The 14,349-nt window shown below is 37.3% G+C and carries 13 protein-coding genes, 1 other RNA gene and 1 pseudogene; 7 read left to right on the plus strand and 8 right to left on the minus strand.

The window, feature by feature from the left end:
* Positions 1-24 precede the first annotated feature (24 nt).
* A protein-coding gene (locus EEI45_RS01340; protein ID WP_228410434.1) for an IS3 family transposase occupies positions 25-1,379 on the minus strand; the annotation gives its coding sequence in 2 pieces (ribosomal slippage) (positions 25-888 and positions 891-1,379; 1,353 coding nt in all).
* 64 nt (positions 1,380-1,443) lie between these two features.
* Here EEI45_RS01340 and EEI45_RS01345 point away from each other — a divergent pair.
* Together EEI45_RS01345 and EEI45_RS01350 are read left to right on the plus strand one after the other, a co-directional pair.
* Positions 1,444-2,374, plus strand: a pseudogene (locus tag EEI45_RS01345) (IS30 family transposase).
* A 268-nt stretch (positions 2,375-2,642) separates the two neighbouring features.
* On the plus strand, positions 2,643-4,292 hold the full coding sequence (locus tag EEI45_RS01350; protein ID WP_228410435.1) for an LTA synthase family protein: 1,650 nt from the start codon (positions 2,643-2,645) through the stop codon (positions 4,290-4,292).
* Positions 4,293-4,301: 9 nt separating this feature from the next.
* Here EEI45_RS01350 and EEI45_RS01355 read toward each other — a convergent pair whose 3' ends face one another.
* Both EEI45_RS01355 and proB read right to left on the minus strand, forming a co-directional pair.
* Positions 4,302-5,534: a glutamate-5-semialdehyde dehydrogenase gene (locus EEI45_RS01355; protein WP_125163836.1), complete on the minus strand. Its 1,233-nt coding sequence runs from the start codon at positions 5,532-5,534 to the stop codon at positions 4,302-4,304.
* An 8-nt stretch (positions 5,535-5,542) separates the two neighbouring features.
* Entirely contained in the window at positions 5,543-6,373 is an 831-nt protein-coding gene (gene proB / locus EEI45_RS01360; RefSeq protein ID WP_125163837.1) for a glutamate 5-kinase, read from the minus strand.
* A 115-nt stretch (positions 6,374-6,488) separates the two neighbouring features.
* On the opposite strand from proB, the gene ssrA reads away from it, so the two are divergent.
* The 3 genes from ssrA (at position 6,489) to EEI45_RS01375 (ending at position 7,910) form a co-directional block, all read left to right on the plus strand.
* Positions 6,489-6,836: a transfer-messenger RNA gene (gene ssrA / locus EEI45_RS01365) on the plus strand.
* A 125-nt stretch (positions 6,837-6,961) separates the two neighbouring features.
* Complete coding sequence (locus EEI45_RS01370) at positions 6,962-7,309, plus strand: hypothetical protein (RefSeq protein WP_125163838.1); 348 nt, start codon at positions 6,962-6,964, stop codon at positions 7,307-7,309.
* Positions 7,284-7,910, plus strand: coding sequence for a hypothetical protein (locus EEI45_RS01375; RefSeq protein WP_125163839.1), 627 nt, complete (start codon positions 7,284-7,286; stop codon positions 7,908-7,910). Before EEI45_RS01370 ends, EEI45_RS01375 begins: the two co-directional genes overlap by 26 nt.
* Before the next feature lie 46 nt (positions 7,911-7,956).
* Here the strand turns inward: EEI45_RS01375 and EEI45_RS01380 are convergent, their stop codons facing one another.
* Positions 7,957-8,925: a G5 domain-containing protein gene (locus EEI45_RS01380; protein WP_125163840.1), complete on the minus strand. Its 969-nt coding sequence runs from the start codon at positions 8,923-8,925 to the stop codon at positions 7,957-7,959.
* A gap of 211 nt (positions 8,926-9,136) precedes the next feature.
* Between EEI45_RS01380 and EEI45_RS01385 the strand changes: the two genes are divergently transcribed.
* Both EEI45_RS01385 and EEI45_RS01390 read left to right on the plus strand, forming a co-directional pair.
* On the plus strand, positions 9,137-9,754 hold the full coding sequence (locus tag EEI45_RS01385) for an HAD family hydrolase (protein ID WP_125163841.1): 618 nt from the start codon (positions 9,137-9,139) through the stop codon (positions 9,752-9,754).
* A gap of 11 nt (positions 9,755-9,765) precedes the next feature.
* On the plus strand, positions 9,766-10,728 hold the full coding sequence (locus EEI45_RS01390; protein WP_228410436.1) for a serine hydrolase domain-containing protein: 963 nt from the start codon (positions 9,766-9,768) through the stop codon (positions 10,726-10,728).
* Here EEI45_RS01390 and EEI45_RS01395 read toward each other — a convergent pair.
* The 4 genes from EEI45_RS01395 to EEI45_RS01410 form a co-directional block, all read right to left on the minus strand.
* Positions 10,725-11,279, minus strand: coding sequence for a phosphatase PAP2 family protein (locus tag EEI45_RS01395; protein ID WP_125163843.1), 555 nt, complete (start codon positions 11,277-11,279; stop codon positions 10,725-10,727). The genes EEI45_RS01390 and EEI45_RS01395 overlap by 4 nt on opposite strands.
* A gap of 72 nt (positions 11,280-11,351) precedes the next feature.
* Complete coding sequence (locus tag EEI45_RS01400) at positions 11,352-12,473, minus strand: metal ABC transporter permease (protein WP_125163844.1); 1,122 nt, start codon at positions 12,471-12,473, stop codon at positions 11,352-11,354.
* Entirely contained in the window at positions 12,470-13,603 is a 1,134-nt protein-coding gene (locus tag EEI45_RS01405; protein ID WP_125163845.1) for a metal ABC transporter permease, read from the minus strand. Before EEI45_RS01405 ends, EEI45_RS01400 begins: the two co-directional genes overlap by 4 nt.
* Complete coding sequence (locus EEI45_RS01410; RefSeq protein ID WP_125163846.1) at positions 13,600-14,340, minus strand: metal ABC transporter ATP-binding protein; 741 nt, start codon at positions 14,338-14,340, stop codon at positions 13,600-13,602. Before EEI45_RS01410 ends, EEI45_RS01405 begins: the two co-directional genes overlap by 4 nt.
* Positions 14,341-14,349: the final 9 nt, after the last annotated feature.

A 14,349-nucleotide genomic window follows, 5' to 3' on the forward strand; every position in this document is an offset into this window, starting at 1 on the left:
ACTGAACCCCAAATTTTGGACAAGCTAATTATCTTTTAAATTTAAGGATTGATTCCTGTATTGAACAGGGGTCAGTCCTTTTAGTTTGCTCTTAATTCTCTTGTTATTATAATAGTCGATATATTCATCAATTGCATCAACTAATTCTTCTACCTTTTTATACTTATGTTCTTGGTCATAATACATTTCTGATTTTAGTAGCCCAAAAAAGCCCTCCATGAGTCCGTTATCAATACTATTTCCCTTTCTTGACATACTTCTAATCATCGAATGTGCTTCTAATTCTTTCACATAAAATTGATGTTGGTATTGCCATCCTCTATCCGAATGAATAATTGTTCCTTGCGTATCGTTACAAGAAAATGCCTTGTGAAGCACGTCTCTAGTTTGATCCAAATTAGGACTTGTAGATATGTTGTAAGATACAATGTATCTACCATATGCATCAAGTATTGGTGAAAGATAGATTTTCTTCCCTTGCACATTAAACTCAGTGATATCCGTAAACCATTTTTGATTGGGTTTATCAGCTTCAAAATCTCTTTGAACTCGATTCTCAACAATGGTTCCCACTGTCCCTTTATATGAAGAATACTTACGTTTCTTTCTTATGATTGAATGTAATCCCATTTTATTCATAAGTCTCAAGACTTTCTTGTGATTTACACGAATTCCTCGATTATTTAGTTCTAAAGTAATTCTACGATAACCATATCGTCCTTTGTGATCATAATAGATTTCTATAATCTCTTGCATGAGTTCGTCGTTTTTGGTATCAAAATCAATTTTTGAAACGTAGAAGTAGTAAGTAGATCGAGCGAGTCCGGATATTTTTAAAAGAATCTCTAAGGGATATTTTTGTCGTAGTAAGGAAACTACTCTGGTTTTTTCTTCTTTTCGCGCTCCACCCTTTGTTTCACTACGGCATTCAATTTTTTTAAATATTCATTCTCCGCTTCCAAATACTTGTTTTTTTTCTTCAATGCCTTTAGTTCATCATTAACTGTTAACAGTTTAGTTGGTTTTGTCATAGATGGTTTACCTCGTTTCCGTTCTATGACATTATAGCCGTTTTCTTTATAATTTTTAATCCAATTGTAAATCAATCCATCAGAACTTAATCCAAGTTCGATGGCGATAGCTATTGTACTTTCTCCATCCATTAATATCCGATTTATTACTTCTGACTTAAATTCATGAGAATAAAAGTGATTTTTGTTTCGTCTTAGAACATTGGGTCCATGTTGATCGATAAGTCTTACCAAATATTTAATACTTGATTTATTAATACCATACTCATTTACTAATGAACATACTGATTGTCCTAACTTTCGTTTTTCATATATTTCAATTTTTTGTTTTCGTGTTAGCTTAGCCATAAAAAACCGCACCTCCTCATCTTTGTCCAAGATTCGGGTGCGGTTCACTAAAAGGAGCTCCCATATGAAGTATAAACAATTAGATAAAAAAATGAAAGACCAAATTGATATTCTATTAAGCATCGGCTACTCTATGCGCAAGGCAGCACGTAAACTCAATATATCTCATTCTACGATTTCTAGATATAAAATAATGTCTATAAGAAACGAACGATTGATATTCGAGAAAATATTCCCTTAATCGAATATCTGCATTCTCACTATGATCCTAAAGTTCATTGGGTAGAAGTATGCTTGAGTAACTATAAACGATATCATCCATATAAACCGTGTGTTTCATCGCAGCAAGTCTATAACTGGATTAATCAAGGTAAACTTGATATAAAACCAAATAGAATGTGCTATAAACGTCGAAAACGTAAAAGAGAATTAGTGGAATGATGAATCACTTGAGATGGAACTTGAAGAAAAACGGTACTTCAATTAGCCTTAGACCTAAATACATTGAGGAACGTAACGAGATTGGCCATCTCGAAATCGACTCTATAATCGGTAAGAAACATGAATCTGCAGCGATTATATCCATTGTAGACCGCTGCTCAAGAATGACCTGGCTTATTAAAGCAGAATATCGATATGACTATTACACATCAAACTTAATTCGAAAATTTATTGAAGAGAATAATATAACCACGAAATCGATAACAGTAGATAATGGACTTGAATTTAAAACATTAGGAATTACAGCCAAGCGGTTGGGTGTGAAACTATATAAGTGTGATCCATACTGTTCTTTTCAACGTGGAACCAATGAACGAGCGAATGCAATCGTTAGAAGGTTTATACCAAAAGGAAAATCAATGTATGATATAGCGCAACAATATCTTGATGATATTTGCTTCAAAATTAACTCAATGCCGCGAAAAATATTTGACTTCAAAACGGCCTATGAGATAGGCTTTAATAAAAGTGAAAGTGGTGCGGTTGAGATTTGATAAAAGAAAGAGCCAAATGGCTCTTTTTCTATTTTCTAGACAATTTCATCTTGTGTGCTTTGGATTCCTATTGTATCCTTTGTTTAGATAGATTCGAGGTATCATGATGATTATACAAATAACGACATATTGTTTGATTGCTTTGTGTTTTGGTTTATTAAGCACGTATTTAATGAATCAGGAACATCAGAAACAATCCTTTTGGCTTAATCTTTTAGGTTAGGGCATTCTTGTTAATGCTGTAACGATATTATTCATACGCTTTGGTTTGGAGAAGCCTCAAGTTTTATTAAGCAGTGCTTATACTTTAAGCTTTGCACTTAAGTTTGTGCTTGTTTCAATTCCTGTAGGATTACTCTTCATGTTTCTTCAAGCGATTATCAATAATACGATTATTTTTATTCCTGGAGAATATGTTCGTGCACGGAGTCACCGTATTGTAAATAGTATTCTTGTCATACTAATTGTGATCGGTGCTGCATTTTTCTTCTTTTCACGTTGGTTTACAGCTTTCTTTGGTGCACTCACACCTGAGCAGTTCATCTTTAACCTGATCTCTCCAGTCAAAGGAACCGGAGATAGTGTTATGGTTCAATTATTAAAACCAATCGTAAAGACTGCTCTGGTTGCTATTATATTTGTTCTTGTCCTCTTAAACAAAAAGGACTTACATATTTTTAGAAAACACCGTCGCGAAGTATTTACCTCTCAGCAATTGCGTACATCAACTTTAATCATTGGAATTGTACTTGCTTTATTGGGGACTGTGTATGGCGTGAAACGATTACGACTGGATGAAGTCGCAACTTCAGTTGCAAGTAAATCTCCCTATATTGAGTCAAATTACGTCAAACCGAGCGATGATATACTTCATTTTCCAGAAAAAAAACGCAATCTAATTCATATTTATGTTGAATCTGTGGAGAACTCTTCCCTACCTAAAGAATTAGGTGGACACATGGATGTGAATTTGATGCCAGAGATGACTGAACTTGCGAAAGAGGGGATGAGTTTTTCTCATAATGACACCTTTGGAGGACCCTATCAAACATATGGATCCGGATGGTCTGTCGCAGCAATGGTTAATATGGGAATGGGAATTCCTTTAAAAGTTCCAGCAGAAGGTCAAGACTACCGTAAATCGGGATATTTCTTACCGGGTGCTCGCGGTATTGGAGATATTCTTCATGATCAAGGATACGAACAAACCATTATGTTTGGGGCTGATGCTGATTTTGGAGGGCTTACAACTTACTTTACTTCTCACGGTGGATTTAATATATTCGATTTAAACCATGCGCGAAGTGAGGGACTTATTCCTCAAGACTATCAAGTATGGTGGGGCTATGAGGATGATAAACTGTATCGCTTTGCAAAAGATGAAATAACACGTCTTTCCACAACTGGAAAACCGTTTAATTTCACCATGGAAACAGCCGATACACATTTTCCTGATGGCTACTTACAAGAAGGCGCACCCACACCACACGATTCTCAATATGCAAACGTAATTCAATTCTCACAAGCAGAAACTGTTAAGTTTGTTCGTTGGATTCAAGCGCAGCCCTTCTATAAAGACACAACCATTCTAATCACGGGTGATCACTTGAGTATGGATAAAAAATTCTTTGAGCATTTTGATCCGAGCTATCAACGCACGGTCTTTAACCTAATTCTCAATGCACCTCAAAAATCCGCAGAAACTCATAACCGTGCATTTTCCCCCGTTGATTTCTTCCCGACAACACTTTCCGCAATGGGTGTCGAGATCGAAGGCCACCGTCTTGGTTTGGGTACTGATTTGTTCTCAAAAGAACCAACACTGGTTGAACGTGATGGTCTTGAGACCTTTAATGCAGAACTATCTCGTAGAAGTACTTTCTATGATCGTTCTTTAATGACAACACTCGATAAATAATTAAAAGGGTCAGACACGTGTCTGACCTTTTCCTTTTACGATATATTTATACGATGTAAGCTGTTTTAAGCCCATAGGACCACGCGCATGCAACTTTTGAGTACTAATGCCTATCTCAGCCCCAAAACCAAACTGTGAGCCGTCTGTAAAGCGTGTTGATGCATTCACATACACTGTAGATGCATCCACTTCTTGCGTAAAGCGTTGAGCCGTTTTCTCATTATTTGTAATGATCGCTTCTGAATGCTTAGTATTATAGAAATTAATATGCGCAATCGCTTCTTCTAAAGAATCCACAACCTTAACCGACATTTCTAGATCCAAATACTCTTTTCTAAAATCATCCTCATTTGCGAGTACCATTGTATCCACAATTTCACACGCAACCAAATCCCCATGATAAACAACATGAGAAAGCTTATTCACTAATAAAGGTAAAAATGTTGGTGCAATATCTTTATGAACAACTAAAGACTCCATCGTATTGCACACACCCAATCTCTGACATTTCGCGTTTTCAATAATATCTAAAGCCATCGATACATCCGCATCGTGATCAACATAAATATGACAATTCCCTGCCCCCGTCTCAATAACGGGTATGGTACTGTTTTCCACAACGGCACGAATCAAGCCCGCGCTCCCTCGTGGAATCAAGACATCGATATATTCATTAAGTTTCATAAGTTGGGTCGTTACTTCACGACGTGTATCTTTAATAACTTGGACACAGTTGGGATTTATATTTAAATCCGTCAAGCTGTTACGAACAATTCGTTCAAGTTCTATATTGGTATGTATCGCTTCTTTTCCACCTTTTAATACAACCGCATTGCCACTTTTAAAACATAAACCAAAAGCATCGACCGTTACATTGGGTCTTGATTCATAAATAATCCCAATAACACCCAGTGGTACGGATACTCTTTCAATGTACAATCCATTTTCAGGTTCTAAAACCTCTAAAACTTCACCAACTGGATCCTTTAACAGCGTAAGTTCATTTAGACCTTGTACCATCGCTTCAATGCGTGCTTGATTTAAAATTAAGCGATCACGCAATGCGCCAGTAATTCCATTTTGATCTGCCGCTTCCAAATCCAATTGATTCGCTTCGATAATTACATTAGCTTGTCCTAATAAATCATCGCCAATATGTTTAAGTGCTTTATTCTTCTGTTCTTGTGTCAGAAGTGCAAGCGAGCGCGATGCTTCTTTTGCGTTAATTCCAATTTCTTTCATCATTCCTCCTACAAATAAGCTTCTAAATCAAACGATTCTGCTTTATTTGCTTTAAAATAAGTTCCAACTACTTCCCCATCAAGAATTTGATGAAGTATATTCACGTCTTTCCCGTTTGCCAAGACCATATCTGCTCCGGAACTGGTTACAATGCGACCTGCATCAATCTTCGCACTCATGCCACCCGTACCAACAGCGGAAGAACTTGTTTCTTTCCCCATTTTCAGATGACGTTCATCAATTTTCTCCACATATTCGATGAGTCGCGCATCTTCATTTTGTGATGGATCATCCGTATAAAACCCATCAATATCGGAAAGAATAATAAGCAAATCCGCGTCAATCATCGCAAGTACAAACGCACTGAGATGGTCATTATCCCCAAACTCAATCTCATGAGTAGCTACGGTATCATTTTCATTCACAATCGGAATAACACCCATTTCTAAAAGTTCATGAAAAGTATTTTTGGCGTTGTTGCGACTTTCTTCTTTAAACATTGTATGTTTTGTAAGTAACACTTGCGCAACCACTTGATTGTACTCCGCAAACAATCGCTGATAGGTCATCATTAGCTTCGCTTGACCAATCGCGGCTAGTGCTTGCTTCTTGGCCATTTTATCGGGGATCTGAGATAGATTTAATGCCTTTCGACCAACTGCTTGTGCTCCAGAAGACACAAGCACAACTTCTTTACCTTGGCTTTTTAAGTCAGCCAAAACTCGGACGAGTTGCTCGAGCTTACGAAAATTTAAGTCTCCTGATTCTTTATGCGTAAGGGATGATGACCCTACTTTCACCACAATACGTTTTTTATCTCTTAAAACTTCTCTATTCATGATTTTGTCCCTCTATTTCTCCATCTATAATACACTATCTTGTATCTTTTAAAAAGTGCTTCGATAACGTCTAATTATTGTAGTTTTACGGAAATATTGTTATAATAGTGGTCCTGGGGATGTCATGGTTTCGACAGGATTTCGTTTGATTCGAATTGCAGTGGAGTTGCTACCTAATAGCTAAAAAAAATTAACTGGAAACAACAGTTTACAATTCGCTGCTTAATTAGCGTTTAACGCTGCAGCCTGATATCGGGCGTTTGGTCTTTGGGCAAACGATATCAACTCACTCACAAAGAATAAGGGCCAGCACTGCTCGGTGTATGCCACGAAAATTTTAGAGCACATCAAAGGAAGGTTTGTCTGGAGCTTGAACTTTGATTATTTAGAAACAGACTAAACTGTAGACATTCGAATGTGGAACACTTCTTGGACGCGAGTTCGACTCTCGCCATCTCCACCATATTAAATTTCAAACCACCTTCCAGTGGTTTTTTATTTTACCTCCCCACATTCCAAAATGTTCAAAATATGATACCGCAACATTTTGCTATTCAAATCCGTTATAATTGATGTAAAGGGGGAAACATGAAAAAAAATTCAAGAATCATCGTCTTTATTGTTTGTATCGGTGTTTTAGTCCTGATGGGTCTTCCCAATTACTTATCAAAAGGAAAACTCCAATCTATTGATCCAACACAGGTTGAATCAATCACTTACAAATCCAAAGAGACTGAAATCACTACTCACGATGCAAATCGTATTTTAGAGAGCATCACGCTCTTAAAATCTCTTGAACTAAAGGGTTCTACACGCCAGATATCACAGCCTGATACGAAGGATGATATGGAACTCATATTTAAGGACAAAAATCACATGAAGCTTTCAGTCTTTGACGATAAGCTTGTGGTTGGGATCGAAAAGTCTACTTCATAATTATTTACAAATTTTTATTATTTCAGTTTTCATCCTATTAATTCCATTTGCACTTGGATTTCTAGATTTTGGGGTCAACCCCTTCATCTCAGCAGTAATCTTGATTTTAATTGGACTGGTATCGATGCTCCTCCATGGTCTGGTGGAGATGGTTGTTTTCTTCAGTCGTCTTGAAGATATGGAACTGAATTGGAACCTTGTAAAACAAGTTGCAGCGTATGTTGATTGGGGACGGGCACTTAAATTTTATTTACTTTCTGCGCTTGCAATTACAATTGGACTTGTTCTTTTACTTGTTCCTGGTATTTATATCGCAATTCCCTTATCAATTCTTAGTTTTGTTCTTGTGGATTTCCCAGACGATCATAATCTTTTTGAAAAGTGTTTTGAAATCAGCACAGGATACCGTTTACGCATTTTCGGTTTTACCCTTGCCCTTGTCTTTATCCAATTTTTATTTAAAACACTCTTGGATTCAATATTTGGGCCAGGCACAGCGCAAGGAAATATACTCGACCATGCTCTGAGCCTGCTTCTTGCACCAATTTCCGTAAACTACTTTACAAACCTTTATCTTGAAGCTACTGGTCGTCTCGCATAAAACATAATAAAAGCGTATTTCTCAACATGAGAAGTACGCTTTTTTACTAGTATCCAAAGAGTTGTACTGCGTATGCATAACCATCTTCAATATAAACAGCTGTCGCTGTGTAATTAAAGTCGTTCATGATATTACTGTAATGTCCTGGAGAGTTGATCCATAAGTTCACTAAGAAATCCATATCAATACGACCGTATACAATGTTTTCACCATTGATATCGTTTGCCATTGATAACACCGATTGCCCATTCGGACGAGTGTGTTCAAACAGAACAGAAATCTCTTTTGCTCTTATTTGAGCTGAATTATAAAGGCTATTTGACCAAGTTAAATTGCTTAAACCGTTAGCACGACGCTTTGCGTTAATGAGATTATAAACCTCAGTTGCATAACCATCACTCATTGATCCCCGTGCTTCATACGTTCCATTCACAATAATCTTATTAACAGGATGTTTAACGACTGAGGAACTTTTCACAGTCCATTCTGAATCCACACCATCCACAACCTTGACGCTGTAGACAATTTCTTTCTTGCCGTTTTCTCCATCACGTTGAACGTAACTTTCACCTTTATTCATTGATGCATCTTCGCGGTATTCCTCAGAAAATGCAATGGATTCATAATCTTTCGCTTCACGATAGGTTCCCGTTGGTTCCTTCTTCTCAGACGGTTTCTCTTGTTTTTTCTCAGATTCTTTTTTCACTTCGTTTTTAGTTTCTTTAGATGCTTCTTTTTGTTCCTTCAAAACATCCGTTATTTTCTGATCGCCGTCTTTATCATCCAATAATGTAAATGGAACTCTGACTTCCTTCTCATCAACCATAAAGACCATGTTTCCATCTTTATCAACCTTGACTTCATTATTTTCAGTAACATCCAAACCATGGTTTTTAAGAAGTTCCACGTCTTTTGTTGTGAAGGTTTTAGCTTCAAGTGTTTCCTCAGATTTTGTCTTTGCGCCACAACATGTTAGTAATACAATACATAATAATAAGGTAATTCGTTTTTTCATAAGTATCGACTCCATTCCTAGTTTATTATACGTTACAAATAATAGGAATTCACCCCACTCCTTTCTCACATTTTTCATAGTTTTTCGCTTTTGATGAACAAAAATCACGTTGTCGATACATTTTCGTTCTTTTTGATTTCAAATCGTTCATTATTTGTCCAAACTCCCGTATCCTAAATCATGTATAATAGAATAAAAAGTGAGGAAGCTTATGAACTATGATGCAGTTATCTACGATCTCGATGGGACGGTCGTAAACACATTTGATATGAACCTTTACCCATTAATGAAAATTGTTGAAGAGGAGCCCGGAATTCATATGACTTATGATGAATTGATTCACTTAACATGTTATGACGGGCATGGTGTTTTAAAAGCATTAGGCATTTCGACAGATGTTTATCCACGTTGGGTTCAATATGTGAATGAATATCCACATCCTGCAACGTTGTTTGACGGTATTGAATTTGTACTCGAATCTCTTGATGGCATCGTTAAGCAAGGTGTCGCGTCATCAAAACGTCGCTTACAGTATGATATTGATGTGGTGGAAAACGGAATGGATGGTTATTTTAACGATGTTGTGTTATCCGGAGATACACAACATCATAAACCACACCCCGAACCCCTTCTTGTCTGTGCAGAAATGCTTGATATCACTCCCAACCGCGCTTTATATGTTGGAGATAGTATTTTTGATTATCAAGCTGCTAAGGCCGCTGGAATGGCTTTTGGACTGGCAAGTTGGGGTAATGTTTCGATGGAAGGAATGGATGAAATTGATTTTGTTCTTGAAACACCCGCTGACATCCTCAAAGCAGTATTCTAATGGATCTGTTTATGAATCAAGCACATCAACTCGTCGATGATGGATATGTTAGTGGACTTGCCTTTGCCGTCTATGAAAATGGCATCTGGACCGAGACGATTTATGGCACCACAACATTTGAAGGTCAAAAACTTGAAGAAACGCACCAATTTGATGTGGCATCAATCACAAAATTATTCACAACAACGCGCATCCTTCAACTTTGCGATGAAAAAGTACTCTCCTTGGATGAACCCATCCAAACATACATTAACGATTTTAAAAATCCTGAAATTACCGTATCACACTGTTTGCTTCATCGTTCAGGTTTGTCTCCAAGTGTTACAGGACGTTCTGAAATGAACCGTGAACAAATTTACTTAAGCGTGATGAATTGTGACGATCTCATCAGTGCCCCAAATCAAGAAACCATTTACTCTTGTATTAATTTTTTAATCCTTGGATACCTTATCGAAGCAGTAGACACCGATTTAAACCAGAGCTTCTCTAAATCTATTTTTAATCCCCTCGAGATGACGAACACAACATTTAATCCGAGACAGACTGAACGGTGTATTCCCACGGAGTTAACGGAAAAATATGGTCTACTCCAAGGTGTTGTCCACGACGAAACGGCGCGAAATTGTGGGGGCATTGTTGGCAATGCCGGTCTTTTTTCTACATTACCCGACCTAAAACGATTTATGGAAGCAATGCTTACTTCCGATTCTCGCCTTTTATCATCAAAATCCTATGAGCAAATTCGAAGCACAAATATTAATTCGCGTTCGTACGGTTGGAACCGATACGTCTATAACGATATCGATGCCTGTTATCATACTGGGTTCACAGGACCGCTTCTTGTTTTTCATGATAATCGAGCCATGATATTACTTGCTCATCGCGTTCATCCAACTCGTGAAGATCACGGTTATCTGCAAAAGCGCGAAGCGCTCATGCAAACGTTTCTTGTAAAAAAAAGAAATAGACTTTAAGGAGCTATTTCTTTTTTTATACCTATTTTAATTAGAATTGAATTCATGATTTTAAAGAGTTCATCCTGATATTTCGTAACCTCATATGCAATTAGAATACCCAACAACGTCCCTGCCAAAACATCCGATGGATAATGAACATAAGCATAAATCCTTGAAAATGCCATGAGAATCGCTAAAGTGAGATAAATAGGCTTGTATTTAATATGATTAAAGTACAGAATCATTGCAACCGCAAATGAACTGGCTGCATGGCCTGAAGGAAAGGACGATCCTCTCGGAACCGAGATGATTAAATCTACGGGATTAGCGTAAAAAGGTCGAGGACGCATGACTATTGGTTTAATAATGCCGCTAATTAAGACCACTTCTATCGCAAGCGCAATGAGCCCTAAAATTGCGATTTTACGTGTTTTTTTCATTATAAATAAGATTATTAAAATGATAAACCAAATCTCACCATGATCACCCAATGATGTAAAGAGCGCAAAAAAACGATCCAACATCGGTGTGCGCAAAGTCTGTATCCAGTTTAAGATTGATAGTTCCATATTTATCACCCTATTCATCATACCAAATCCGAATTATAAAGTGTGGATTCTGACATAAAAAAACCGCTATTTCTAGCGGTCAAAGATTGTTTCAGCATGATTGATACTTACTTCACGGCCCAAGTCCGTTAATTTAATGATATCTCGATCAATCGTAACATACTTTTTCATTTCTAAACTTTCAATAATTTTTTGTATCTTTGTTTGAGACCAGTTGAGGTGTTCATAAATACTCCATACACCCGCTTCTTCTGCTTCTACTTCACTTTCTTCGTGATTAAACAGATGGAAGAGAACTGTAAGTTCAGCAAATTCGCTTTTTTGTTGGTGACGGCGAATTTTATTTGAAATTAAACCCTCTCGTGGCGAGAAGAGAAATACGATACCAAATGAGATTCCTGTCATCAGTGCCATACTTCCAGCTATTGAAACGTCAAAATGACTTGCGAATTGATAACCCGTGATGGCATTAAAGATTGCGAACCCAGAACTAATAAGAATCAATTTAACTAAGTCATGTGTCAATAAGAATGCTGTGATTGGAGGTCCAATCATAAATGCGATAACAAGCACCGATCCAACGGCATTAAATGCACCGACAGCCGTTACTGAAATAAGCGTCATTAACGCATAATGTAGGAGTACAGGCGCAAAGCCCAGTGTTGCGGCAAGAAGTGGATCAAAACTTGTAAGTTTTAGTTCTTTAAAGAATATTAGTACAAAGAGTAAATCAACAACGAGTATAACCGACATCGTAACTAAACTCTTTGGCAACTCCATCCCAAGAACGAGCATTGTATCAAATGGCGCGAAAGCAATTTCACCTAATAATACTGCATCGGTATCTAAGTGTACCGAACCTGCATATCGCGTAATTAAGATAATTGCGATACTAAAGAGCAGTGGAAATACAACACCAATTGAGGATTCTTCTGAAAGAAGACGCGTACTCTGCAACATCTCAATCAGGTATACGGTGAGCACACCTGTAATTGATGCCCCTAAAATAAGGATTGGGGAGTTAAAATCATGAGTAATAATGAATCCTATAACGATCCCCAATAAAATCGTATGCGTAATTGCATCACTCATCATCGCCATTTTTTTAAGAACTAAGAATACACCGAGTAATGAACAGGATAAAGCGACGACAACCGCAATCATCATGATTTGCATTGGAATTGATATTGTCATAACTGATCACCTCGATTTTGTTCGTATTCTAATTTCGCAACACGCGTTAACTTAAAGTACATTGAGTCATCAACCCGTTCGACCATATGTCGTTTCTTGAGATTATTGAAGAGACGATCAAACGATTTTCCTTCACGATGATGATCAATAATACATGCTTCTTGTAATTGTTCTTTTGTAAACTGTGCATCAATATCAAGCAATTGATGTGTCAATAAATTAATAATTGCCATATCTGCTTCAAATGCTTGTTTTGCACCGTGTTGACGGAGACCTTTGTTAATAATTCCACGTCCAGGAGCAAATAGAAGACTTACAATAACAATACTGCTTGCAATCACGACAACCGCAGGACCTGTAGGAAATTTATTTATGAGAGAACTTACGATGGTTCCTCCAAGACCTGAAATTGCACCAAATACTGCAGCAAGAATTGTCATTCCTGTTAAGGATCGGGTCCATTGTCGAGCAGCAACTGCAGGTGCAATAATAAGTGCTGACATTAAGACAACCCCTACCATCTGTATTCCCATAATAATTGCAGCGACAATAAATCCAGATAATACAATATTAAGAAACTGTGTGGATAACCCAATTGAATGCGCATAAATCGGATCAAATGAGAACACCTTAATTTCTTTCCATAATAAGATCATAAGAACAACCACAACAAGGGTTACCCCTATTACAAAGTAAACATCTCTTTGTAGAATTGTGGCCGCTTGACCAAATAGAAATCGTTCCAAACCAGCTTGTTGTGAATCCGGCATTTTTTGAATATGAGTAAGAAGAATAAATCCTACCCCAAAGAATACCGACATCACAAGTGCCATTGCACTCTCGAAATTTATTCGAGTGTTGTTTGAGATTGAGTTAATAATTAACGTTGCAAGAAGACCTGCAATAAGGGCACCTAGAAGCAATATCTCTGTATTTTTAGTTCCGGTCATAATAAATGACACCGTAATCCCAGCTAATGCTGAGTGAGCAATACTGTCTCCAAGTAAACTTTGTTTTCGAAGTACCGCAAATGTTCCAGTAACTCCGGTAAGAATTCCTAACGCAATCGATCCAAGTGCAACGATTTGAAATGTATAGTTACTAAACAAATCGATAATTGCATTTATCATGATTTTACAATACCTCCTACATCTGTATGGTAGGTAAGTTTTAGGTTTTCTTGAGTAAAGGTATTTTGAACAGGACCCCACGCAACAAGTTTTACATTAACAAGTGCTATGTTATCAAAATAACCTTCAATGCTTGTTAGGTCGTGATGCACAACAATTACCGTTTTACCTGCTGCCGCAAGTTCTTTGAGCAATGTCATCAAGATTTCTTCTGTCTTAACATCTACCCCTTTTAAAGGCTCATCTAAGATATAAATCTCAGCTTGTTGTGTTAATGCACGAGCAAGGAAAACACGTTGTTGTTGTCCACCTGAGAGTTGACTAATTTGTCGATCCCGATAAGCACTCATTCCAACACGTTCGAGCATCTCATTTGCGATTTCACGGTCTTCTTTACGTGGGCGTTTAATCCATCCAATATGACCATAACGTCCCATCAAAACGATGTCTTCCACGGTAGCGGGAAAATCCCAGTCAACACTTCCGCTTTGAGGTACATAAGCGATATTCTTATATTCATCCTTTTGATGCTGTCCATTTATTGTTATTTTTCCAGAAATAGGTTTTAAAAGACCCATAATCGCCTTAATCATAGTCGATTTCCCTGCACCGTTAGGTCCAACAATTGCGGTCAATTTCCCCTTTTCAAATTTTACATCACAATCCCATAGAACAGGTTTAACGTCATAAGTGACCGTCAAATCTTCAACTTCGATTGCATATTCCTTCTCTGCCATATTCACACT

Source organism: Erysipelothrix piscisicarius (genome assembly GCF_003931795.1).
Lineage (GTDB): Bacteria > Bacillota_I > Bacilli_A > Erysipelotrichales > Erysipelotrichaceae > Erysipelothrix > Erysipelothrix piscisicarius.